Annotated in this window: 17 protein-coding genes; 5 read left to right on the top strand and 12 right to left on the bottom strand. The window is 64.9% G+C overall.

The window, feature by feature from the left end; all coding sequences use genetic code 11:
* Window positions 1-3 precede the first annotated feature (3 nt).
* Window positions 4-855: a type 1 glutamine amidotransferase domain-containing protein gene (locus ACOKS3_RS12605; protein ID WP_422763125.1), complete on the bottom strand. Its 852-nt coding sequence runs from the start codon at window positions 853-855 to the stop codon at window positions 4-6.
* Between the two features lie 97 nt (window positions 856-952).
* Between ACOKS3_RS12605 and ACOKS3_RS12600 the strand changes: the two genes are divergently transcribed.
* Complete coding sequence (locus ACOKS3_RS12600) at window positions 953-1,891, top strand: LysR family transcriptional regulator (RefSeq protein ID WP_422763124.1); 939 nt, start codon at window positions 953-955, stop codon at window positions 1,889-1,891.
* Here the strand turns inward: ACOKS3_RS12600 and ACOKS3_RS12595 are convergent.
* The 8 genes from ACOKS3_RS12595 to ACOKS3_RS12560 form a co-directional block, all read right to left on the bottom strand.
* Window positions 1,878-3,143 carry an OprD family porin gene (locus ACOKS3_RS12595; RefSeq protein ID WP_422763123.1) on the bottom strand — a complete coding sequence of 422 codons (1,266 nt, stop codon included), beginning with the start codon at window positions 3,141-3,143 and terminating at the stop codon, window positions 1,878-1,880. The genes ACOKS3_RS12600 and ACOKS3_RS12595 overlap by 14 nt on opposite strands.
* Window positions 3,144-3,222: 79 nt before the next feature.
* Window positions 3,223-4,407: a 3-(3-hydroxy-phenyl)propionate transporter MhpT gene (gene mhpT / locus ACOKS3_RS12590; RefSeq protein ID WP_103447019.1), complete on the bottom strand. Its 1,185-nt coding sequence runs from the start codon at window positions 4,405-4,407 to the stop codon at window positions 3,223-3,225.
* Window positions 4,408-4,491: 84 nt separating this feature from the next.
* Window positions 4,492-5,502: a 4-hydroxy-2-oxovalerate aldolase gene (gene mhpE / locus ACOKS3_RS12585; RefSeq protein WP_103447018.1), complete on the bottom strand. Its 1,011-nt coding sequence runs from the start codon at window positions 5,500-5,502 to the stop codon at window positions 4,492-4,494.
* Window positions 5,499-6,431, bottom strand: a complete 933-nt coding sequence (locus ACOKS3_RS12580; protein ID WP_103447017.1) for an acetaldehyde dehydrogenase (acetylating) — start codon at window positions 6,429-6,431, stop codon at window positions 5,499-5,501. The genes mhpE and ACOKS3_RS12580 overlap by 4 nt, the downstream gene beginning before the upstream one ends.
* 11 nt (window positions 6,432-6,442) lie before the next feature.
* Complete coding sequence (gene mhpD / locus ACOKS3_RS12575; protein WP_422763122.1) at window positions 6,443-7,237, bottom strand: 2-keto-4-pentenoate hydratase; 795 nt, start codon at window positions 7,235-7,237, stop codon at window positions 6,443-6,445.
* 15 nt (window positions 7,238-7,252) lie between these two features.
* The gene (locus ACOKS3_RS12570; protein ID WP_422763121.1) at window positions 7,253-8,116 is read right to left on the bottom strand and encodes an alpha/beta fold hydrolase; all 864 of its coding nucleotides are present in this window, start codon (window positions 8,114-8,116) and stop codon (window positions 7,253-7,255) included.
* Between the two features lie 19 nt (window positions 8,117-8,135).
* Window positions 8,136-9,080, bottom strand: a complete 945-nt coding sequence (gene mhpB, locus ACOKS3_RS12565) for a 3-carboxyethylcatechol 2,3-dioxygenase (protein WP_422763120.1) — start codon at window positions 9,078-9,080, stop codon at window positions 8,136-8,138.
* A gap of 1 nt (window position 9,081) precedes the next feature.
* Window positions 9,082-10,749, bottom strand: a complete 1,668-nt coding sequence (locus ACOKS3_RS12560) for a bifunctional 3-(3-hydroxy-phenyl)propionate/3-hydroxycinnamic acid hydroxylase (protein WP_422763119.1) — start codon at window positions 10,747-10,749, stop codon at window positions 9,082-9,084.
* Window positions 10,750-11,064: 315 nt separating this feature from the next.
* On the opposite strand from ACOKS3_RS12560, the gene ACOKS3_RS12555 reads away from it, so the two are divergent.
* The 4 genes from ACOKS3_RS12555 (at window position 11,065) to ACOKS3_RS12540 (ending at window position 15,442) form a co-directional block, all read left to right on the top strand.
* Window positions 11,065-11,868, top strand: coding sequence for a DNA-binding transcriptional regulator (locus ACOKS3_RS12555; RefSeq protein ID WP_422763118.1), 804 nt, complete (start codon window positions 11,065-11,067; stop codon window positions 11,866-11,868).
* Window positions 11,869-11,956: 88 nt separating this feature from the next.
* Window positions 11,957-14,023, top strand: a complete 2,067-nt coding sequence (gene treS / locus ACOKS3_RS12550; RefSeq protein ID WP_422763117.1) for a maltose alpha-D-glucosyltransferase — start codon at window positions 11,957-11,959, stop codon at window positions 14,021-14,023.
* Window positions 14,024-14,104: 81 nt separating this feature from the next.
* Window positions 14,105-14,731: a riboflavin synthase subunit alpha gene (locus ACOKS3_RS12545; protein WP_103447010.1), complete on the top strand. Its 627-nt coding sequence runs from the start codon at window positions 14,105-14,107 to the stop codon at window positions 14,729-14,731.
* Between the two features lie 9 nt (window positions 14,732-14,740).
* Complete coding sequence (locus ACOKS3_RS12540) at window positions 14,741-15,442, top strand: YoaK family protein (RefSeq protein ID WP_103447009.1); 702 nt, start codon at window positions 14,741-14,743, stop codon at window positions 15,440-15,442.
* A gap of 3 nt (window positions 15,443-15,445) precedes the next feature.
* Here ACOKS3_RS12540 and proP read toward each other — a convergent pair whose 3' ends face one another.
* The 3 genes from proP to ACOKS3_RS12525 all read right to left on the bottom strand — a co-directional run bounded on the left by proP (window position 15,446) and on the right by ACOKS3_RS12525 (window position 23,064).
* Window positions 15,446-16,948, bottom strand: a complete 1,503-nt coding sequence (gene proP, locus ACOKS3_RS12535) for a glycine betaine/L-proline transporter ProP (protein WP_422763116.1) — start codon at window positions 16,946-16,948, stop codon at window positions 15,446-15,448.
* Window positions 16,949-17,087: 139 nt separating this feature from the next.
* Entirely contained in the window at window positions 17,088-18,062 is a 975-nt protein-coding gene (gene hemB / locus ACOKS3_RS12530; protein ID WP_422763115.1) for a porphobilinogen synthase, read from the bottom strand.
* Window positions 18,063-18,219: 157 nt separating this feature from the next.
* Window positions 18,220-23,064: a S8 family serine peptidase gene (locus ACOKS3_RS12525; RefSeq protein ID WP_422763212.1), complete on the bottom strand. Its 4,845-nt coding sequence runs from the start codon at window positions 23,062-23,064 to the stop codon at window positions 18,220-18,222.
* Window positions 23,065-23,351: the final 287 nt, after the last annotated feature.

The raw sequence follows: 23,351 nt of genomic DNA, 5'->3' as shown, positions 1-23,351 counted from the left end.
GCCTCAGTCGGCCTGCTGATGCTCAGCCAGCTTCTCCAGCAACACCTTGGCCAGTGCCTTGTCGGAGAACGGGTTCTGCCCGGTGATCAATTCACGATCCACCAGCACATGAGGCTGCCAGGCCTGGGCGTAGGTCATGTGACCGCCCGCTCCGGCCATGGCCTTGGCCGGATAGAACTGCAGGCGCTGCGGCTTGAGCGAAGCTTCGAACACCTGCTCTTCCGGGTCGGAGAAGATGGTCATCCGATAACCCTGGTAAACCCAGTCATCGGCCGCCGGCTGCTCGCCACGCGTCAGGGCGGCCTGGTAGCTGGCCGGGTCGCGTTGCGCCGACAGCAGCGCAATGGGCCCGTGGCAGATAGCGGCGGTAGGCTTGCCGGCCTGATGGAAGTGTCGCAGCAAAGCCCCGACATCAGGGTTGTTGGCCAGGTCGATCAGCGGCGCATGGCCACCGGGAATGAACAAACCGGCATAGCGGTCAAGGTCGCCGGCCAGCACTTGCTTCACCGACAAGGTGTCGTTGATGCCCGGCAGGCCTTTCACGACCTGCTCGATGCGCCGCATTTCCGTGGCGTCGCCAGCAAAGTACTGGGGATCGATCGAGCGCACGTCCACGCGTGGCGCATTACCCTTGGGCGTGACCAGCACCAGCTTGTATCCAGCCTTGAGCAACTGGTCGGCGGGCACACCGAATTCATTGAGGTAGTAACCCGTCGGATAGCGCTTGCCATCCTGCAACATCAAACTGTTCTCACTGGACAGCAGCACCAGCACTTCGCCTTTTGGCGTGGCATGGGCAGCACCGGTGAGCAATGCCCCAGTCACCGCCAGCACCAGGGAGGTCGTCTTGTTCATCAGGTTTTACCTATCGAGTCATGAGGGAACTGGGCCCATCCTAATCAGGCAGCTATGATTCGATAATTCGAAAGCTTTTATTTCTGTGATCCATAAAATGAATATCGCTAGCAAGGATCTCAACCTGCTGTACCTGTTCCACGTGCTGTATCAGGAACGCAACGCCACACTGGCGGCCGCGCGCATGGCCCTGAGCCAGCCAGCTCTGAGCCACAAGCTCAACAAGTTGCGGCACCAGTTTGGCGACCCGCTATTTGTGCGCGCCCCACGTGGCCTGGCGGCAACCCCACGTGCCCATGAACTGGCTCCCGAAGTGCAGCGCCTGGTCGAAGGCCTGGCCGCCTTCTATGAACGCTGCGACGGCCAGGACTTTCTCGCCCGCCCTGCCCGCCTGCACGTGTACAGCACCGATTTCATGGAGCAGACCCTGCTGCCCAGGCTCTTGCCAGTCCTGCGCCGCCAAGCGCCCAACCTGGTGTTGATCACCCACAACACCCGTGGCCAGTTGCCGCGCGAAGCCCTGGAAAAGGGGACCTGCGACTTGGCCATCGCAGGCTTCTACACCGACCTGCCAGACACCTTTCATCAGCAACGCCTGCTCAGCGAGGATTTCGTGGTGCTGGCATCGCGCAGCAACCCGCGCCTGACGCAGGGGCTCGACCTTGAGGCCTTCCTGGCCTGCGACCACCTGCTGACCACGCTCACTGGCGACCTCGATGGCCTGGTGGACCGCGCCCTGCGCGCTGCCGGCCACAGTCGACGGATAGTGGCCGGTTTGTCGAGTTTCCTCGCGCCGGCACGGCTCGTTCGCGGCACCGACCTGCTGCTCACCTGCCTGCGCTCGGTCGCCGAAGAAGCCGCCGAACGTGACACAGACTTGTGCATGTACGCCTTGCCCCTGGCCCTGCCCAAGGTCGAAGTGATGCAAATCTGGCATGAGCGGACCCATGCCGATCCGCTGCGGCAATGGTTTCGTCAACAGCTGCAGGCCGCAGCACGGACTGACGCCAACCCCGCAGCTATCACCAGAGCCTGACGGTATAGTCCACATTGACCCGCAGTTCGTTGTCATCGCGGTGGCTCGCCCCCGCCGCGAAGTCATTGCGATACCAGGCATGGCGCAGGCGCAGCGTCACGCCTTGGAACGTGCCCTGCTGTACGGCGTACGACAGCTCCACATCCTTCTCGCTCTCGCTCAGCCCACTGCCACCCAGATGCGCCAGTTCGATGTTGTCGCCGCGCACGTAGCGCAGCATGCCCTTGAGCCCCGGCACGCCGAACGGCGCGAAGTCTTGGTCGAACTTGACCTGCCAACTGCGCTCCCTGGGGTTGATGAACTCCGAGCTGAGCGTACCCTCGGTGATCACCAGCGGCTCGGTGCCGTACAGGTACGGCATGGCAGTATCACCGTCCAGGCGCATGTAGCCAGCCCCGAGGCTGTGGCTGGCCCAGGCGTAGGTCAGCATCAGTGCGGTATTGCGGTTGTCGACCTTGCCGGCCTTGGCAGCGCCGTCCTCACCGGCGACGAACAGGCGAAAATCGCTTTTCAGGCGGCCCGCCCCCACCGCGCGGTCGTCGACGAAGCCGAAGTAGTCCTTGCGGTACATCTGGTCCAGTTCGGCATGGTAGTAGCGCAACGTCAACGCGTCGGACCAGGCGTAGTCGCCCCCGACGAATGTGAAGCGGTCCGAGGTGGCCGCACCATTGAAGCGGCCGTTGGGCGCGGCGACGCTCATCTTCTGGTAGTCGGTGGAATCGCGCAGGTTGATCCGGTCGAGCCAGCCGGCGTGCAGGCTGAACCGGTCGATATCAGTTGAACGCAGGTAGGCACCACGGAAGGTCTGCGGCAACAGCCGGGTCGGGCTGGCGAAGGCGATTGGCAGAAAGGTGCTGATGGTGCCGCCTTGCAGCTCGGTGTGCGAGATGCGCATCTTGCCGGTCAGGCCCAGTTCTGAATAGTCATCGGCGGGTTCACGGGTGGTTCGGTCGAACGGCAGCAGGCCGGTGCCGGCGCGATCGGGCGAGGAGTCCAGCTTCACCCCGAGCATGCCCTTGGCATCCAGGCCGAAGCCGACCGGCCCCTGGCTGAACCCGGAGCTGACATTGAGGATGAAACCCTGGGCCCATTCGCGTGCGGCGGCCTGTGGCGTGGTACCCAGGTAGTTACGGTCGAAGTAGTAGTTGCGCAGCACCAGCTCGGCATGGCTGTCTTCGACGAAGCCAGCGGCATGGGCAGCGCTGCTGCAGAGCAGGCCGATGGCCAGGCAGGTTTTCGGGGCCTTGTGCATGGTCACTTTACTTTTTTGTAGTTGTAGAAACCCCTGCCGCAGACCCAGCAGGGAGCACGCAAGGTTGAACAGCGCGAAGTCAGGCGGGGCGCCGGCCGATCAGGCGGAACAACGCCAGCGCCGCAATCACCACACCCGGCGCCGAGGCCAGCAGCACGCCGGCAGAGCCTGCCCCGAGGGCCAGCATCTGGCCCGCCACCAGCGGCCCGCTCATCGCCCCCAGGCGGCCGACGGCAACGGCCGCGCCAACGCCTGTAGCGCGCACCCGCACAGGGTAGAAATGCGGGGCCAGGGCATACAGCACGCCCTGCCCACCGGTGGCGAAGAAGCCTGCGCAAAAGCCGGCGGCAAGCATGCCGCGCAACTCGCTGGCCAGCCCCAGGCCAGCCAGCGCAGCGAGAATGCCCAAGTACACCAGCGCTGCCGTGGCCCAGGCCGGCAGACGTTCGAGGACCAGGCCCAGGGCCAGGGTGCCGATGGCGGCGCCGATCTGCAGGGCGAACATCACCCAGCTGGCGTCATGGCTGCTGAAACCCTGGCCGACCAGCAGGCTCGGCAGCCAGTTGATCAGGATGTACACCACCATCAAGGTGAAGAAGTAGCTCAGCCACAGCAGCCAGGTCGCCCCCTGGCCGAACAGCTCGCGGCGCAGGTTCGCCGTGGCCTCGGCCTGGGCCGTGGCGCGAAACTGGCCCGACTCGGGCAGGTAGCGCAGCAGCAGAGGCAGGATCAGCAGCGGCCCGGCACCGCCGACATGAAACACCCGCTGCCAGTCACCGCTGTAGCCGGCAATGCCGATGCCCGCTGCCAGCGCCGCGCCCAAGGGCACACCACAGTACATCAGGCTCACTGCGCTGCCGCGCAGGCGCTGGCCAGCGGCTTCCGACGTGAGCGCGATGAGGTTGGGCAGTGCCGCGCCCAGGCCCACGCCAGTCAACAGGCGGGCCGTCAGCAGGCTGGGCAGGTTCCAGGCATGGGCAGTGGCCAGGGAGAACACACCGAACAGCGCGACCGAGCCGATCAGCACACGCTTGCGGCCAACCCGGTCGGCCAGCCAGCCGCCGACCAGGGCGCCGGGCAGCAAGCCGAGGATACCGGCGCTGAACACCCAGCCCATTTGCAGCTTGCCCAGTGCGAAGGCGCTGGCCATGCCTGGGGCGGCGATGCCGGCGGCTTGCAGGTCGAGGCCTTCAAGCAGCGCGACGAGAAAGCACAGGCCGATGGTGATCGATACACGCGACGTGTCGATTGCAGGAGAAGTCATGGGATTACCCGTCTTGTTTTTGTATTGGGGTCGAGAGGGGGCGCTGTGCGCCCCATTCGCGGGACAAGCCCGCTCCTACAGGGGTCAGCGCTTGAGCAGGTCCAGCGCCACATCGACGATCATGTCTTCCTGGCCACCCACCATGCGCCGCTTGCCCAGCTCGACGAGGATGTCCACCGCCTTGATGCCATAGCGGGCAGCGGCCACTTCGGCATGGCGCAGGAAGCTCGAGTAGACCCCGGCGTAACCCAGCGCCAGGGTTTCCCTGTCCACCCGCACCGGCCGGTCCTGCAGCGGCCGCACCAGGTCGTCGGCGGCGTCCATCAGCGCGTACAGGTCGGTGCCGTGGTGCCAGCCCAGCTTGTCGGCGGCGGCGATGAACACTTCCAGTGGTGCGTTGCCGGCACCCGCGCCCATGCCGGCGAGGCTGGCGTCGATGCGGTCGCAGCCCTCCTCCACGGCGGCGATGGAGTTGGCCACGCCGAGGCTGAGGTTGTGGTGGGCGTGGATGCCGGTCTCGGTCGCCGGGTCGAGCACCGCCTTGACCGCCCGGAAGCGCGCACGGATGTCGTCCATGTTCATCGCCCCGCCGGAGTCGACCACGTAGATGCAGGTGGCGCCGTAGCGCTCCATCAGCTTGGCCTGTTGCGCCAGCCCTTCGGGCGTCTGCATGTGGCTCATCATCAGGAAGCCGACGGTGTCCATCCCCAGCTCGCGGGCATACTCGATGTGCTGGCGCGACACGTCCGCCTCGGTGCAGTGGGTGGCCACGCGAACGATGCGAGCACCGGCGTCGTAGGCGTTCTTCAGGTCGTGAATGGTGCCGATCCCTGGCAGCAGCAGCGTGGCGATCTTGGCGTGGTTGACCGCGTCGGCCGCTGCTTCGATCCATTCGAGGTCAGTGTGGGCACCGAAACCGTAGTTGAAGCTGGAACCCTGCAGGCCGTCGCCATGGGCCACTTCGATCGAGTCGACCTTGGCCCGGTCGAGGGCGCTGGCGATGGCGCGCACGTCATCCAGCGAATACTGATGGCGGATGGCGTGCATGCCATCGCGCAGGGTCACGTCACTGATGTAAAGCTTCTTGCCGTTCATGCCGGGGCTCCCATCGCCAGGGCCATGCGCTCGGCGGTGGCCAGCGCGGCAGAGGTCATGATGTCGAGGTTGCCGGCATAGGCCGGCAGGTAGTGGGCGGCGCCTTCGACTTCGAGGAACACCGAGGTCTTGAGGCCGGTGAAGGTCCCCTGCCCCGGCAGCTTCAAGTCGCGCACCTGTTCGAACTGCACCTGCTGCTTGAGCCGGTAGCCCGGCACATAGGCCTGCACCGCAGCGGCCATCTCTTCGATGCTCGCCGCCACCTGCTGCGGGTCGGCGGCTGTGCTGAGCACGTAGACGGTATCGCGCATCATCAGCGGCGGTTCGGCCGGGTTCATGATGATGATCGCCTTGCCCTTGGCCGCACCGCCGATCACTTCGATGGCCTTGCTGGTGGTCTCGGTGAATTCGTCGATGTTGGCGCGGGTGCCGGGGCCGGCGGATTTGCTGGCGATCGAGGCGACGATCTCGGCGTAGTGCACCTTGGCCACCCGCGACACCGCCGCGACCATGGGGATGGTCGCCTGGCCACCGCAGGTGACCATGTTGACGTTGGTCGCCTGCAGGTGCTGCTCAAGGTTCACCACCGGCACGCAGTACGGGCCGATGGCCGCCGGGGTCAGGTCGATGATGCGCAGCTCGGCCTTGTGCTGGCGCAGGAAGGCGTCGTTCTTCACGTGGGCGCCGGCGCTGGTGGCGTCGAAGACGAAATCGATGTCCTTGAACACCGGCAGGCGGGTCAGGCCCTGCACCCCTTCGTGGGTGGTGGCCACGCCCAGGCGGGCGGCGCGGGCCAGGCCGTCGGAGGCCGGGTCGATGCCGACCATCGCGGCCATCTCCAGGTGCTTGGCATTGCGCAGGATCTTGATCATCAGGTCGGTGCCGATGTTGCCGGAACCGATGATGGCGACTTTGCGTTTGTGGCTCATGGGGTTCTCCGTCATTCGCCGCTGAAGGTCACGCCGACGCGGCCCAGGCCGTCGATCTCGGCTTCGAAATGGTCGCCCGGCGCCACCGTTACCATCGGCCCGAGGGCCCCGGTGAGGATGATGTCGCCCGCCCGCAGCGGTTCGCCCAGGCGGGCCATGGTGCGGGCCAGCCACACCGCAGCGTTGAGCGGGTGGCCGAGGCATTCGGCGCCGCTGCCACTGGACACCAGCTCGCCATTGCGGCTCATGCGCATGGCCGCGCCGCGCAGGTCGAGGTCGTGCAGTTGGCGGGCCGGGCCGCCGAGCACGAAGCTGCCGCTGGAGGCGTTGTCGGCCACGGTGTCGGCGAAGCGGATGTTCCAGCCCTGGATGCGGCTGCCGACGATTTCCAGTGCCGGCAAGGCATAGGCCGTGGCGCCGATCACATCGGCGAAGGTGGTCTGGGCACTGGGCAGGTCATGGGCCAGTACCAGGGCGATCTCGGCCTCGATCTTTGGCTGCATCACGCTCGCAAAAGGCACGGTTTCGTTGTCGCCGTAGCACATGTCGGCGAACAGGCTGCCGAAGTCGGGCTGGTCGACACCCAGCTGTGCCTGCACCTTGGGGTTGGTCAGGCCGATCTTGCGCCCGACCAGGCGGCGGCCGGTGGCCAGGGCATGGGCCACGTTCAGGCGCTGGATGGCATAGGCGGCCTCGGCGTTTTCCGCGCCGATGGCGTCGCGCAGCGGGGCAATGGCTTCGCCCTGCTGTTGCGCGCGCCGCAGGCCGGCGGCCAGGCGTTCGAGGGTTGGCGAATCGATGGTCATGGGGTGTACCTCAAATCAGTGCTGGAGGAAGTCCAGTACCAGGCGGTTGAAGGTGTCGGCGTGCTCCCACTGGGCCCAGTGGCCGCAGTTGTTGAACACGTGCAGTTCGGCGTCGGCGATGCCGGCGATCAGGCGCAGGCCGACGTCCATCGGCACGAAGCGGTCGTTGCGGCCCCAGATCACCAGGGTGCGGGCCTTGATCTCGCCCAGGCGTGCGCCGAAGTCGGGGAACTGCTTGGGGTTGGCGGCCAGGCTGGCGACGAAGTTGTCGAGGTGGTCGCGGCGGGCGAGCATGTTGTCCAGGCGGGTCTGGAACAGCGCCTCGGTGAGGTCGCTGGGGTCATAGACGAAGACGTTCATCATCTTCTTCAGGTTGTCGATGGTCGGCTCGCGGTACAGCGCGTTGATCAACTTGATGCCCTCGGTGGGCATCGGCACGAACGGGCTTGCGCCACCGGTGCCACCGCCCATCAGCACCAGTTTGCCGACCCGCTGCGGGTAGCGCAGGGCAAAGGCCACTGCACTGTGGCCGCCCATGGAGTTGCCAAGGATGTGCACGCGCTCAAGGCCGAGCACATCGAGCAGGCCCTTGAGCGCGGTGGCGTTGAGGTCCGAGCGCGAACCACGGCAGACGATCGGGTCGCTCTTGCTCCAGCCGGGGCAGTCCAGCAGCACCACGCGGTAGCCGGCGGCCAGCAGCGGTTCGATGTTGCGGTTGAAGTTGGCCCAACCACTGGCACCCGGGCCGGAGCCGTGCAGCATGACCACGGTCTCGGCGCCTTCGCCGAGGTCGTTGTAGTGCACCTGCAGGTCGAGTTCACCTTCGCGGATATGGGCGAAACGGCTGCTGTCGGCTTCGTTGATGGCGATGCGGGTCATGAAGGGAGTCCTCCGTTGATCAGGTAAGGGAATGGGCGCTGAGCGAGCCGAAACCGGCGATCCATTCGGGGATCGGCCGGTAGTAGCGCGCGCAGGCCTGGTAGTCACCAAACGCGGCCAGCGCGGCAAAGGCGGCTACCCAGGTCTTGACCTCGTGGGTCGACTTGCCGGCCAGTGCCGACAGCTCGGCATTAGCCATGCCATCGAGTTCGGCAAAGCGGCGCTGCTCCAGCAGGTCGAGGAAGTGGTTGTCCCAGGCCGGGTTGAGCGGGTGCAGGCTGTGCTGGTCACGCACGAAACCTTCGGCCGCGCTGATCACCCGTTGCTGGCGGGCCTGGCGCTCGTTGGCCGGCAGGTCGCGGCCACTGCCCATCAGGCGGTCGGCCATGCGCGCATCGACATGGGCCAGCTCCGGTACCGGCGGCTGGTGCGACAAGCCACCGGAGCCGAGGAACAGCACGCGCTTGCCGGTACTGCGGGCGAAACGGCCGATGGCCTCGCCGAGCAGGCGGGCACGGGCAAAGCTCGGCAGCGGTACCGCCACGCTGTTGATGAAGACCGGGATCACCGGCTTCTGCGCCAGGCCACCGAGCAGATACTCCAGCGGCTGGGCAAAACCATGATCGACCTGCATGCGGTAGGACACGGCGGCGTCCACACCCGCCTGCAGTACCGCATCGGCGCAGGCCTCGGCGATATCACGCGGCACCTCCAGCGGGCCGGCGACACTGTTGAAATCACCGATGGCGGTGGCGCCCATGCCGATGCAGAAGGCCGGCATCACGTCGTAGAAAAAGCCGTTGTAGTGGTCCGGGGCGAACAGGAACACCAGCTCCGGGTCGAACGCGGCGATGCGCGCGCGGGCAGCGGAGACCACCTCGTCCACTTCCGCCAGCACGGCTTGCGCCGGATCGACGTACCCCACCAGCGGGGTGTGCGACAAGCAATGGAGGTAGGCGCTCATCTCAGGCCACCTTGGACGCCAACGGCGCCTGCTGGGTGGTTTGAGGGCGAGCGTCCAGCGCCTGCAACAGCGCGTCGCTGGCCTGGCCGACGGTTTGCGGAATGGCCACCGCACCTACGAAACGGTCCGGGCGCAGCAGCACGATAGACACCGGGTGGCGACCGAACCATTCCTTGAGGCGGCCACTGCAGTCGCCCACGCGAATCACCCCATCCGGCACTTCGCGCCCGGCCTTGAGCTGCACCTGGGGCAGTACCTGGATGAAGCAGGCCCCCAGTGCACGCCAGGCCTGCACCTGCTCGGCACTCAGGCCCCACAGTGGGTCGTTGCCCCAGGCGATGAAGGCGAAATTGCTGCCGATCACATCGTCGAGCAGGCGCGTCTCACCCGCTTCGGTGACCACCTTGGGCTGGATGAACATGCGCCCGACCGGCGTGGCCTTGTTGTTCGGCTCGGCCACCAATGCGCCTTTGGCGTATTGCGGCATGGGTTTGAAGCGCATTTCCAGGAAGTAGCGCTTGACCGCCGGCAGGTAGTTCAACGCCCACGACACGCCATCACGCAGGATGCCCTGCCAACGCTTGGGCGGCGCCAGCACGTGGCCGGCAAGCACCGACAGGTCGATCATCGCCTTGGCATGGTCGCGCCGTTCCTGCTCGTAGGTGTCGAGCAGCGCCTCGCCGGCCAAGCCCTTGGCCACAAGCGCCAGCTTCCAGCCGAGGTTGCTGGCATCGCGCATGCCGCTGTTGTAACCCTGGCCCTGCCACACCGGCATGATGTGCGCGGCATCGCCGGCCAGCAGCACCCGCTTGACCCGGAACTGGCCGGCCAGGCGGGCATTGTGCGTGTACACGCGCTTGCGGATCAGCTCGACCCGGTCCGGGTCCGGCAGCACCTTGGCCAGCAACTTGCGCAGGTTCTCCGGCTGGCTCAGCTGCGCCTCGGTCTCGCCTGGCATCACCATGAACTCGAAACGCCGCACGCCGTGGGGCAACGCGGCCGATACGTACGGGCGCACCGGGTCGCAGCACAAGTACACGTTTGGCGTGCCCAGCGGGTCGTTGGCGATGTCGATGACGATCCACTGGTTGGGCGCGGTTTTGCCTTCGAAGGCAATATCCAGAGAGCGGCGGATCAGGCTGTTGCCGCCGTCACAGGCCACCAGGTAACGACCACGCACCGTCTCCTGCCGACCTTCAGGGCCGTTCATGCGCAGGCTCACGCCCTGCTCGTCCTGCTGAAACTCGACCACATCGCGGGAGAACAGCGTGCGTACATTGGCAAAGCGCGCCAGACCCTGGTACAGCACGGCATCGACCTGCGGCTGGATGAAGGCATTGCGCCGCGACCAGCCAAATTCGTCGGTCATCGGCTGGATGTCGGCAAAGCAACGGCCCTTGGGCGTCAGGAAGCGCATGGCGTGCCACGGCGTGGTGTGCGGCAGCACTTGCTCGACCAGGCCGATGGCCTGCACGGTGCGCAGCGACTCGTCGTCGATGCCGATGGCGCGGGGGTAGTCGATCAGCTGGTCGAGCTTCTCGATCTGCAGCACCTGCACGCCGGCCTGGCCCAGGTAATTGGCGATCGCCAGCCCTACCGGGCCGGCACCGATGACCACCACGTCAGCGGTGTAGTCGGCCTGAAGGTGATCTGAATGTGACGTGTTCATTGCGGTAATCCTCGACACGGCCCGACGGCGCTCCCGGTAACTCCAGGCAAGCCGCTACCGCCCTCGCGCAGGCAGGCACAAGGCAGTTGAATGGGCGTTTTGGCTGGTACGGGTATTAGCGGCGCGGCGCTACGCTTGGATGTGGGCAGGCGCAGGCAACGGGTAAGGACGGCAGGCAGGCATGGCGCATGGTGTATTCCCCTGTCAGGGCATTTGTAGTTGTTGTGGCGAGTATAGGAATGCTGCGGACTGCCCTACAATGAAAAACCGCCCTGCTGTGCACTTGGTGCACATCGTTGTTTTATAAGGCTTTTTATGAACAAAGACCGAGTCTCCGAGTACAAGAGCGTGCGCGGGCTGAGCCGCGGCCTGGCCTTGCTCAATGCCCTCAACCGCCTGGACGGCGGCGCCAGCCCGACCCGCCTGGCCGAACTCACCGGCCTGCACCGCACCACCGTGCGGCGCCTGCTTGAGACCCTGCAGGAGGACGGCTACGTGCGTCGCAGCGAGTCCGACGACAGCTTCCGCCTGGCACTCAAGGTGCGCGAATTGAGCGAAGGGTTTCGCGATGAGCAGTGGATCAGCGCCACGGCGGCGCCATTGCTCGCCGAGCTGTTGCAGGAGGTGGTGTGGCCGACCGACATCAGTACCCTGGATGTGGATGCCATGGTGGTGCGTGAAACCACCCACCGCTTCAGCCGGCTGTCATTCCACCGCTCCATGGTCGGGCGCCGCCTGCCGCTACTGGAGACGGCTACCGGGCAGGCCTACCTGGCGTTTTGCGACGACGCCGAGCGCGAACAGATCATCGCTCTGCTGGCAAGCCGTGAAGGGCCCGAATACCGCTTGGCGCGTGACCCTGTGACGCTCGACAATCTGCTGCGCAAGGTGCGCCACCGGGGCTATGCGGAGAATTTCATGGCCTGGAACCAGGAAGAGAAGATCGCCTCGATCGCCGTGCCCTTGCACTCTGGTGGGCGGCTGCTGGGGTGCCTGAACCTGGTGTATGTGGCCAAGGCGATGAGTATCGAACAGGCGGTGGTGAAGTACCTGCCGGCGCTGCAGCGGTTTGCCGGGCGGATTGACCAGCTGTTGAGCGAGGCGCGCAAAGATGATTGATTGCAGGCAACGCTAGCCTCAAGCCGAACGATCCGCTCGCCATGCCGTCATAACCTTGGCCGGTGCCGCCACGCTAAGAGGACGCGAAATGACCCAGCCCGACCCGTCATACCTCAAATGGCTTGAAGACCGCTCGATGCTGAAGGCTTCGCAGGAACGGGCCCGCCTGTACTCCGGCCAGTCACGCCTGTGGCAGAATCCCTACGCCGAAGCGCAGCCACGCCGCGCCACCGAGATCGCCTCGGTGTGGCTGACGGTCTACCCCGACGCGATCATCGCGCCCGAAGGCTGCTCGGTGCTCGCCGCCCTCGGTCACGAAACGCTGTGGAAGCGCCTGTCGGAGATCGGCGTGCAGGGCATCCACACCGGCCCGATCAAGCAGTCTGGCGGCGTGCGCGGGCGTGACTTCACCCCGAGCATCGACGGCAACTTCGACCGCATCAGCTTCGACATCGACCCGCTCTACGGCAACGAGCAGGAACTGGTACAGATGAGCCGCCTGGCCGCCGCGCACAATGCCGTGACCATCGACGACTTGATCCCGTCGCACACCGGCAAGGGCGCCGACTTTCGCCTGGCCGAACTGGCCCACGGTGCCTACCCCGGGCTCTACCACATGGTCGAGATCCGCGAGGAAGACTGGCCGCTGCTGCCTGACGTGCCCGAGGGCCGCGATGCGGTCAACCTGGCGCCGGCACTGTGCGACGAGCTCAAGCTGCGCCACTACATCGTCGGCCAGTTGCAGCGGGTGATCTTCTTCGAGCCCGGGGTCAAGGAAACCGACTGGAGCGCCACCGCGCCGATCACCGGGGTCGACGGCAAGACCCGGCGCTGGGTGTACCTGCACTATTTCAAGGAAGGCCAGCCGTCACTGAACTGGCTCGACCCCAGCTTCGCCGCCCAGCAGATGATCATCGGCGACGCCCTGCACGCGCTGGACTGCTTGGGGGCCCGCGGCCTGCGCCTGGATGCCAACGGCTTTCTCGGCGTGGAAACCCGCGCCAGCGGCAGCGCCTGGTCCGAGAGCCACCCGCTGTCGATCGTCGGCAACCAGCTGATCGGCGGCATGATCCGCAAGGCCGGCGGCTTCAGTTTCCAGGAGCTCAACCTGACCCTCGACGACATCGCGCAAATGTCCAAGGGCGGTGCCGACCTGTCCTACGACTTCATCACCCGCCCCGCCTGCCAGCATGCCCTGCTGACCGGCGACACCGAGTTCCTGCGCCTGATGCTCAAGGAGATGCACACCTTCGGCATCGACCCGGCGTCGCTGATTCACGCCCTGCAGAACCACGACGAACTGACCGTCGAGCTGGTGCACTTCTGGACCCTGCACGCCCATGACATGTACCTGTACAAGGGCCAGACCTTGCCCGGCGGCATTCTGCGCGAGCACATCCGCGAGGAAATCTACGAGCGGCTGTCGGGTGAGCATGCACCGTACAACCTGCGCTTCGTCACCAACGGCATTGCCTGCACCACCGCCAGCCTGATCACCGCGGCGCTGGGCATTCGCGACCTCGAACAGATCAGCCCGGCGGACATCGCGCTGATCCAGAAGATGCATTTGCTGCTGGTGATGTACAACGCCATGCAACCGGGCGTGGTCGCGCTGTCCGGCTGGGACCTGGTCGGCGCCCTGCCGCTGCCGGCCGAGGCGGTAGCCGAGCGCATGGTTGACGGTGATACCCGCTGGATCCACCGGGGCGGCTACGACCTGGCCGGCCTTGCCCCACAGGCACAAGCCTCGGTACGCGGGATGCCGCGCGCCCGCTCGCTGTATGGCAGCCTCGACAGCCAGCTGGACAACCCCGAGTCGTTCGCCAGCCAGGTGAAGAAGCTGCTGGCCGTGCGCCAGGCCTATGGCATCGCCACCAGCCGCCAGGTGCTGGTGCCCGATGTCAGCAGCCCGGGCCTGCTGGTGATGGTGCATGAGCTGCCGGCCGGGCGTGGCATCCAGATCAGTGCCTTGAACTTCGGCCATGAGGTGATTGTCGAGGAACTGCAATTGACCGGCTTCACCCCAGGGCCAGTGGTGGACATGATCAACGAGACGGTCGAAGGCGACCTGACCGAGGATGGCCGGCTGACTGTCAACCTGGACCCTTACGAGGCACTGTGCTTGAGGATTGTGAACAGCAGTGGGCATGTCTGAGGCCAGTACGGCAACTTGCATTTGCAGCGCCATGGGCATAGCTTCCTGATGTTTTCCCTCTCTGTGCCCAGGAGCAACTCCATGTACACCGGCATCGTCCAGGCCGTTCGCCCTCTCCTTGATGTGACCACCTACCCGGGCCACAACCAGTTCACCATCGACCTCACCCCGGAGCTGCTCGACGAGCTGAAGATTGGTGCGAGCGTCAGTGTCGAGGGCACCTGCCTGTCGGTTACCGAAATCGACGGCACCCAGGTGAAGTTCGACGCCATGACCGCCACCCTCGAACGCACCAACCTGCGCTGCTTCAAGGCTGGCCAGGGCGTGAACATCGAGCGTTCGGCGAAAATGAACGCCGAAGTCGGCGGCCACCTGATGGCCGGCCACATCGCCACCACTGCCGAGGTCGTCGAACTGTCGATCAAGGAAACCGGCGCCTTCATCACCTTCCGCATGCCCCCGCAATGGGGCAAGTACGTGTTCCCACGCGGTTTCATCGGGGTCAACGGCTGCAGCCTGACCGTCGCTGACGTCGACGACAACGTGGTGACCATCAACCTGATCCCGGAAACCCTGCGCCAGACCACCTTCGCCCGCTACCAGGCCGGCGAGTTGCTGAACATCGAGGTGGACCACCAGACCATGGTGCTGGTGGACGTGGTGGAGCGCACGATCAAGAGCACCCTCGCCCGCGAAATGCCGCGCTGAAGCCCGCCCATGCTACCCAACACCCTCCCCGCGCGCACGGCCAGGCGCCTGCGCCTGCAAGTCCTGCGTGGCCGCGTCGGCCTTGGCCTGGTGGCCGGGCTGTCGGTGCTGGCCGGCATGACCGATGCCATCGGCCTGCTGGCGTTGGGCGATTTCGTCTCGTTCATGAGCGGCAACACCACGCGCCTGGCCGTGGCCATCAGTGAGGCAGACCTGGCCATGGTGCTGCGCCTGAGCGGCGCCGTACTGGGCTTCGTCGCCGGCAATGCGCTGGGCGTGCTGCTGGCCCGCGGTTTCCGGCGCCGGGCCTGGCCGGTGTTGCTGGTGGTCGCGGCACTGCTTGCCTGCGCCGCGTTGTGGCCGTTTGCAGCGACGTTCCCGGCGCTGCTGGCCGCCACCCTGGCCATGGGCATGATCAATGCGGTGGTGGAGCAGGTGAACGGCCTGCCCATCGGCCTGACCTACGTCACCGGCGCCCTGTCGCGCTTCGGCCGCGGCCTGGGCCGCTGGCTGCTGGGCGAGCGGCGCAACGGCTGGCGGGTGCAACTGGTGCCCTGGGCCGGCATGCTGCTGGGCGCCGCCCTCGGCGCCTGGCTGCAACAGCACCTGGGCTTGCAGGCGATGGCGGCCAGTTGCGCCCTGGCCTGCCTGCTGGCGCTGGTGTCGCGGTTCATTCCACGCTCGTGGCAGCGCGGCTACATGCCACGCTGAGCCTCAGTCGATGCGCGGGTGCTGCTGCGCCAGCAGTTGGCGCTTGGCCTCGAGCTCGGCGATCTGCGCGTCGATGTCTTCGATCTTCTGCTCGATGTTGTCGTGGTGCTCTTGCAGCAGTTCGCGCGCTTCTTCGATGTCCGACGCCGCGGGTGCTGCCCCCCGCAGCGGCTTGTTGGCGGTTTCCTTCATGGTCAGGCCGGTGGCCAGGCCGATCAGGGCAATCACCATCAGATAATACGCTGGCATGTACAGGTTGCCGCTGCTTTCCACCAGCCAGGCGGCGAGGGTCGGGGTCAGACCGGCGATCAGCACCGAGATGTTGAAGGCGCTGGCCAGGGCGCTGTAGCGGATGTGCGTGGGGAACATCGCCGGCAAGGTCGAGGCCATCACACCGATGAAGAAGTTCAGCAGCACAGCGATGATCAGCAGGCCAGAGAAGATCAGCCCGAGCGCGCCGCTGTTGATCAGCATGAACGCCGGAATGGCCAGGGCGAACAGCCCGACACTGCCCACCACGATAAATGGGCGGCGGCCGTACTTATCGCTCATCAGGCCGATGATCGGCTGCACAAAGAGCATGCCGACCATGATCGCGATGATGATCAGCACGCCGTGGTCTTCGCTGTAGTGCAGGTTGTGTGACAGGTAGCTGGGCATATAGGTGAGCAGCATGTAGTAGGTGACGTTGGTGGCGATCACCACGCCGATGCAGGTCACCAGGCTGCGCCAGTGCTGGGTGGCAACCTCCTTGAACGACACCTTCGGGCCCGAGGCCAGCCCCTCGCGGTCACCCTGTTCGAGCTTGTCCACGTGCTGCTGGAACGCCGGGGTCTCCTCCAGCGCGTGGCGCAGGTAGAGGCCGATGATGCCCAGCGGCAAGGCCAGGAAGAACGGCAGGCGCCAGCCCCATTCGAGGAACTTCTCTTCACCGACGACGGTGTTGATCAGCACCACCACACCCGCCCCCAGCACGAAGCCGGCAATCGAGCCGAAGTCCAGCCAGCTACCGAGGAAACCGCGCTTGCGGTCCGGGGCGTACTCGGCGACGAAGATCGATGCCCCGGTGTACTCGCCGCCCACCGAGAAGCCTTGGGCCATCTTCGCCAGCAACAGCAGGATCGGTGCCCAGATGCCGATCGAGGCATAGGACGGTATCAGGCCAATGGCGAAGGTGCTCAGCGACATGATCACGATGGTCGCGGCGAGGATCTTCTGCCGCCCGAAGCGGTCGCCCAGGGCGCCGAAGAACAGCCCACCCAACGGGCGGATGAGGAACGGCACCGAGAACGTGGCCAGTGCCGCGATCATCTGCACGCTGGGGTTGGCATTGGGGAAAAATACTTTGCCCAGTGCATAGGCGACGAAGCCGTACACACCGAAATCGAACCACTCCATGGCGTTGCCCAGTGCGGCGGCGGTGATCGCCTTGCGCATCTTGGCGTCGTCGACGATGGTGATGTCCTTGAGGCCGATTGGCTGGACGCTTTTCTTGCGAGATTTCATGCCCGTTTCCCTGTTGCTGATAGCTCTATGGGATCTGATACAACGGGACACTAAATAATTCAGCGCTTACTGCTTTTTTCCTGCGCCAGCGCTCTGCGAACAGGTGAAGCGCCGCTGAAAAGCGGCGCTTGGGCAACGATCAGATCCCTTCGCGGGCCAGGTCCATGGCGAAATAGGTCAGGATCAGGTCGGCACCGGCACGCTTGATCGCGCCGAGGCTTTCACGCACCACCCGGCCTTCGTCGATGGCACCGGCCAGGCCGCCGAACTTGATCATCGCGTACTCGCCGCTCACCTGATATGCCGCCAGCGGCAGGCGCGAGGCGGCGCGGATGTCAGCGATCACGTCGAGGTAGGCGCCGGCCGGCTTGACCATCAGCACATCGGCCCCTTCCTGCTCGTCGAGCAGCGACTCACGCACCGCTTCGCGGCGGTTCATCGGGTTCATCTGGTAGCTCTTGCGGTCGCCCTTGAGCGCGGTACCGCCTGCTTCACGGAACGGGCCATAGAGCGACGAGGCGAACTTGGTGGAATAGGCCATGATCGCGGTGTCGTGGAAGCCGGCACCGTCCAGGGCGCTACGGATGGCCTGCACCTGGCCGTCCATCGCCGCCGACGGGGCGATGAAGTCGGCACCGGCAGCGGCGGCGATGACCGCCTGCTTGCCCAGGTTGGCCAGGGTGGCGTCGTTGTCCACGCCATGGTCGTGCAGCACGCCGCAGTGGCCGTGGCTGGTGTATTCGCAGAAGCAGGTGTCGGACATCACGACCATTTCCGGCACGGTGTCCTTGCAGATCCGCGACATGCGCGCGACCAGGCCGTTCTCGTTCCAGGTGTCGCTGCCGGTGGCGTCCAGGTTGTGCGACACGCCAAAGGTCATCACCGACTTGATGCCGGCGCGGGCATAACGCTCGATTTCCTGGGCCAGCAGTTTTTCCGGAATGCGGTTGACACCCGGCATGCTGGTGATCGGCACGAAATCATCGATGCCTTCCTCGACGAAGATCGGCAAGATCAAGTCTTCCAGGCGGAATTCGGTTTCCTGGAAGATCGTGCGCAGGGATTCGTTCTGGCGCAGGCGGCGGGGACGAACGGAAGGGAAACGGTTGGACATGACAGCTCCAGGGCATTTTTAACGGCGTATACCTTATGCCTGTCGAGCGTCAGTGAAAAGGCCAGATGACGAGATACTGCCTTGCATCAAAGGCAACAGCCGTATTTTGCCCGTACCGGCCCTTTCGCGGGTTGTGCCGCCCAGCGCTTGAGCTGAATCATGCCGCGACGGCAATAGTCGAGTCCCAGCGCTGCGTGGGCGCCTCGGCAAGCAGCCCGGTACTGGCTGCCTCCGGGGCGAACGCCACCATGGCATCAACCAGGTTGGCAAGGTTGGGTAGCGCTGCGGGTGCCATGGCGGGCAAGCCCGCCGCAGCTGGCGGGGCGAAGATGAAATCGTCGGCCGTTACCTGGGCCAGCTCCAGCGCATCCAGATACAGCAGCTTGACCATGTTGCCCTGCCCCGCCACCGTCACACCGTGTATCTGGGCAAAACCATTCAACTGGAAGCGCGCGTCCTTGGTGAGCAGCAAGTCTTCGTAGCGGCTGATGCCGGTCTGGCTCAGATCGATCTTGTCGATACCGTGCCGGAAGCCACGCACCGTATTCCAGTAGTTGGTCACACCGTCCTGTTTTCCCACCACGAAGACACTGGGAGCGACACTTGCCGGGCCATAGATCGTGCCTGTCAACGACGCGACAAGTTGCCCCGAGGCATCCGATGTCAGTGACACCCCTCCTGAACCGCCACTGAGCAGCACGGTACCGCTGGAAGGCTCCTGCACTTGCCCTTCAGGGCTACCGTCGAAATAGCCCGGCGCAGCAATCAGCGTGTCCAGGAAGCGGAAGTTGCTCGGCTGCAGTTCTGCGACAGCCTGTTGCGCAAAGCGCAGGGTCTGCCCATTACCCAGATCAACTACGGCAGCAGCGCCATCCTGGCTCAGTTGCAAATCGGTAAAGGCCTTTTTGCCAAAACCAATCAGATCGACGACCTCTCGGGAGCGCTCGAACTGTTCGAGTTCATCACGGCCGTCCGCACGCTTGTGAATGACATAGCGATCAGTACCGCTGCCGCCTTTGAGCAGGTTGTAACCGCGTCCGCCATCGAGCCATGCACCATCCGCCCCGGCGATGAGGGTGTCGTCACCGTCGCCACCGATCAAGTTGTGCACCGCACCAGGTGCGATGGTGAGTGGGGACCCGCCAATGCTGGCGATGCCACTGAGCAGATCGACCGAAATACTGCGGCTGAGCGCAGCGGCATTGAGGGTATTGCGACCGCCTGCAGTGCCGTTGAGCGCATCGTCCAGCGCGCCGCGCGCAGCGTTATGGGCCACGGCATCGGCGTAATCATTGGTGTAGTAATAGACATCGTTGGCATTGCTGGGGCTACCCACGACGCGCAATGCCCAGCGATCAAGCGTCAGTGGCAGTCCGTTGCCGGCATTGCTGACTTCCAGCTGCCACTCGCCGACCGAGCGTTCACCGCGATGATGGGTCGACATGAAGCCGTACTTGAATTCGCCTGAGCGTGGATTGCCCTGTTCGTCATCGGCCGAGCCCGGTGCCTTGCCAGCGCGGTCCAGCAGCACACTGCGCGTTCCGCCAGGCGATATCAGCGTGACGGTCATGTCGCCGAGGCGGCCAACCTGCGAATGCACATCGACTTCGACGTGTTCTACCAGCACCCCAGCCGGCATGTTCAGGGCGAATGTGCTGACCTGTCCCGGCGCAATCACCTGCGCAAGCGCTTCGCTGCCGGCCGCCAGTTGCTGCTCGTTGGCCTTGCTCGCCTGGCCGGCCCACGACTCGGCCAGGCGCACGGCGGCACGAGCGTCGATCATGCCGAAGCCGTAGTCATGGCTGGCGCGCATGCCACCGCTATTCCAGTTGGTCCCCCCGTTGTCGCGCCAGACGGTCGCCGGGTCATCGACCTTGCGTGCGGATAACGCCAGAATCTGCTGTACATCCCGGTAGCCAAGCCCGGGGTTGGCTTGCAGCATCAACGCCACCACACCGGAGACGATCGGCGCGGCGAAGCTGGTGCCCTGGGTCGTGCCATAGGCACTGCCAACCCTGGCGCCACGCTCGGCCTCCAGGTTGATGCCGCTGGACAGCACATGGCTACCCGGCGCCGCCACCAGCAGGCTCGAACCGGGGTTGGAGAATGGTGCACTGGCCACTTGCAGTACCGAGAGGTCTGCCTTGGCATTGACGGCCGCCACTTCGATGGCGTGACGGCTGTTGTTGATCAGCGAACCCTGCGCGCTGCCGCCCTGTTCTCGCTGGTTGCCGCCCGAGGTGACGATGACGGTGCCCAGTCCGCCGCGCCCGTTGGTGGCCGCCAGCGTTGCGCTGAAGGCCAGCGCCAGGGACGTGTCGACCCTGCCTTCGGGCACATTGCCGATGGCGAAATCGGTCTTGAAGCCCCAGCTGTGGTTGGCGATGTCGTAATTGACCATCTGCCCCAGGTTGGTCAGGTCATCGCCTTTGTTGGCCAGGTAGTGCCCACCGAGTTTCGCATCGTAGGCAATGCCAATGCCGCCTTGATCATTGCGCGCACCGACCATGACCCCCGCCACTTGCGTCGCATGATTGGAAGCCAGGGCCGGAAGCGTGCCATTGCTGCGCAGGGTCTGTAGCCAGATGGGGTCGATATTGGCTTGCAGGTCCGGGTGCTGGATGTCGAAGATCTCCGGCGCAACAGCAAATTCACCCCCGGGCTCGAACTGGCCGATCCTCACGCCTTTGCCCGAGAAATCACGCCAGATCGGCTGAACATCGATCTCATTGAGGTACCACTGACGCGATGCCAACGGATCGACAGGCGACTTCTCGTGACGCAAGGTCACCGTGGCGCGCAAGGGGGCCGATACGCCGCTGTTTACCTCTGTCACGCCCACTGATGGGTTGCCGGCAGCATCGACGAGGTCGTAGCGGAAGGTCACATCCGCGTCATGGCCAGGCAACGGCGTAACTTCGACATCACCCTGCTCATTGAGCCGAACGGTCGCGCCCTTGCCGTCGCCGACCGAGGCAATCCGCAGCGGGCCACTGCTATTGAGTGGCTGGTCATTGGCCAGCAGCACCGAGGCAGGAATGACCAGGGCGGTTGGCGTGGTGGTGAATGCTGCCATCTGTTCCGGGGCAAGCGTATCGCCAATCGGCAGTGCGCCGAGGCCCTGCAGGTCGACCGCCGCGATATCGGCGAAACTGAGTTTCTGAACATTGCTCAGGGTAAGGCTGCCGTCGCGCTCGGCCTGGCGATCGCTGACCTGGTAGCCGGTCGCCGTACGGGTAATCAGGTACTCATCGTGATTACCATGCAGGGTGACCAGGTTGACCCCGCCTGCGCCGTCAATGGTGGCATTGCCGCGCCCGGCCTCGATGACGTCGTCCGCCGCACCGCCCGTGATCTGATCTGCACCGCCGCCGGCATGGATGATGCTGCCTGCGGCCGAAGCCTGAATGCGGTCGCCATTGTGGCCGGCATAGATAACTGCCTTGCCCGTGCCGCCGATGATGGTGTTGCGGCCCGCGCCGCCAACCAGCACATCGTTGCCGCCGCCACCGATCAGCAGGCTGTCACCCGATCCGCCCTTGATGAAAACACCGCGCTGCCCGCCACTGACGATGACGTCCTTGCCACGCCCGCCCTGGGCAATGGTCAGCCCGGCTTCGGCCATGTTCAGGCCAACACCCTGCTCGCCGACGATCAGGGCAGTGTCACGCCCGCCGTTGCCACGGATGTTCGCCAACTGGTCAGCGGCGCTGATCACCAGCACATCATCACCGGCGCCGCCCACATAGGTGTTGCTGCCACCGCCGCCAACCAGCCAGCTGCCGCCTGGGGCGGCCTTGAGCACATCGTCACCGGCCCCGCCCTGCACGGTATCCACACCCAGCGCGGCGGCATCGAGCTCGGCGCCTTGCGGGCTGTTGCTGATGTAGGAACGGCGCGAGGTCGCTCCGCTGATGGAAGTCAGCATGGTGGCGCCGTCTTGCTGCTCGACGAGGTTACCGACGGTGTCGGCGAGGTACTTCACCGCCAGCACTTCACGCTCCACGCCATTGGTCACGAACGTGCCGCGGGAGATGACTTCGTTGCCCTGACGCACCTCGTTCACCGGCTGAACCTGGCGCAGGTCGATCTGCGTGATGCCATGTTCCGGCAGCGCCCTGAGTTCACCGGCATCGGCACGGCCGTCGTGGTTGGCATCGACCCAAAGCTTCAGCTGTGCCCACGCCGCATCGTCAGCAGTAATCAAGCCATCGGCATTGGCATCGACACTGGCCAGTGCGGCGAAACCATCCTTGAACGGCGACTCGCCCGGGGCACCATTGCTGCCCGGCTGGCCGCCGAAGTATTCAGAGAACAGCTGGCGGATGCTGACGACCTGGCCACTGCCGTCGTCGTGCACCAGCATCCCGGTCTGGCGATCGGCCCAGCCCGTGCGCCGCAGCTGGCCGCTGTTGTCGACATCGAACAGCACCGCGTCCTCGATGTCGGTCAGCCCTGCGCCTTGGCCGCTGAGGTCGAAAAGCAGCGGGTCGACGAAGGTGTTGACCGTGGTCATGGCGGCCAGCCCGTTGAGGACGGCGGCGTTGCGCAGGCTGAAGTCGGGCTGGTCAGTGGCGTCCTGATAGAACTGGGCAAGGTGCTGGTTGGGGCGGACGTTGGGGTCCAGTTGCAGCTCGCCGGGGCGAATGCCGCCTGTGGCCAGGCTGCCCAGCTGGGCGGAGGTGAAGTCGGTGTTGTTCAGGGTGTTGTCGGTGAAGGCGATGCTGTGGGTCAGGCGGCGGTTGACGTAGCCGGCGGAAACATCGTTGCGGATGTCGTCCTGGCCTTGCAGGTCGCGGCGGGATTCGGTGGTTGGGGTGATTTCGATCTGGATGGATTGGGGAGGTGCGGGCTCATCGGCTGGTATCACCTCGGAAATCACGCTTTGAATGCCATTCAACGTGACGGTCCCCAAGCCCAATACAATGGACGTGATACCTTCAGGTGAGTCAATCCTCGACAACCAGGATCTTGCCTGGGCGCGTAATTCCACCGGGGCCATCGCTGTAGCATATGAAATTTGCATATCAGTACTAGCTGCCAACTTCAATTCAGCAACCGGCTTACCTGCCGCGTCCAACACCATTTCCCAATATCCATCGCGGGCTTTCGGATCTTTTAATTCAAAAATGGTATTCAGCGTCCAAGCATCTCTCGACCGCCCCAGACTTTCAAAAACCTCAGTATGAAAGTCCCACACTTCCTTATGATTTGCTTGAACACCTATCGTCCCTTCCTCGACTTTTCTATCTAACAAGCCTAGATAGGCCTCGGCCATTTTGAGCCGAA

The organism is Pseudomonas sp. HS6-2 (genome assembly GCF_049325675.2).
GTDB classification, from domain to species: Bacteria; Pseudomonadota; Gammaproteobacteria; order Pseudomonadales; family Pseudomonadaceae; genus Aquipseudomonas; species Aquipseudomonas putida_N.
Note: the sequence above shows the minus strand (reverse complement) of the source record. Positions and strands in the feature narration are given on the sequence as shown.

Coding starts and splice junctions, on each gene's coding strand:
- ACOKS3_RS12605 (WP_422763125.1), bottom strand. CDS start 855: ATGAACAAGACGACCTCCCTGGTGCTGGCGGTGACTGGGGCATTGCTC.
- ACOKS3_RS12600 (WP_422763124.1), top strand. CDS start 953: ATGAATATCGCTAGCAAGGATCTCAACCTGCTGTACCTGTTCCACGTG.
- ACOKS3_RS12595 (WP_422763123.1), bottom strand. CDS start 3,143: ATGCACAAGGCCCCGAAAACCTGCCTGGCCATCGGCCTGCTCTGCAGC.
- mhpT (WP_103447019.1), bottom strand. CDS start 4,407: ATGACTTCTCCTGCAATCGACACGTCGCGTGTATCGATCACCATCGGC.
- mhpE (WP_103447018.1), bottom strand. CDS start 5,502: ATGAACGGCAAGAAGCTTTACATCAGTGACGTGACCCTGCGCGATGGC.
- ACOKS3_RS12580 (WP_103447017.1), bottom strand. CDS start 6,431: ATGAGCCACAAACGCAAAGTCGCCATCATCGGTTCCGGCAACATCGGC.
- mhpD (WP_422763122.1), bottom strand. CDS start 7,237: ATGACCATCGATTCGCCAACCCTCGAACGCCTGGCCGCCGGCCTGCGG.
- ACOKS3_RS12570 (WP_422763121.1), bottom strand. CDS start 8,116: ATGACCCGCATCGCCATCAACGAAGCCGACAGCAGCCGTTTCGCCCAT.
- mhpB (WP_422763120.1), bottom strand. CDS start 9,080: ATGAGCGCCTACCTCCATTGCTTGTCGCACACCCCGCTGGTGGGGTAC.
- ACOKS3_RS12560 (WP_422763119.1), bottom strand. CDS start 10,749: ATGAACACGTCACATTCAGATCACCTTCAGGCCGACTACACCGCTGAC.
- ACOKS3_RS12555 (WP_422763118.1), top strand. CDS start 11,065: ATGAACAAAGACCGAGTCTCCGAGTACAAGAGCGTGCGCGGGCTGAGC.
- treS (WP_422763117.1), top strand. CDS start 11,957: ATGACCCAGCCCGACCCGTCATACCTCAAATGGCTTGAAGACCGCTCG.
- ACOKS3_RS12545 (WP_103447010.1), top strand. CDS start 14,105: ATGTACACCGGCATCGTCCAGGCCGTTCGCCCTCTCCTTGATGTGACC.
- ACOKS3_RS12540 (WP_103447009.1), top strand. CDS start 14,741: ATGCTACCCAACACCCTCCCCGCGCGCACGGCCAGGCGCCTGCGCCTG.
- proP (WP_422763116.1), bottom strand. CDS start 16,948: ATGAAATCTCGCAAGAAAAGCGTCCAGCCAATCGGCCTCAAGGACATC.
- hemB (WP_422763115.1), bottom strand. CDS start 18,062: ATGTCCAACCGTTTCCCTTCCGTTCGTCCCCGCCGCCTGCGCCAGAAC.
- ACOKS3_RS12525 (WP_422763212.1), bottom strand. CDS start 23,064: ATGGCCCCGGTGGAATTACGCGCCCAGGCAAGATCCTGGTTGTCGAGG.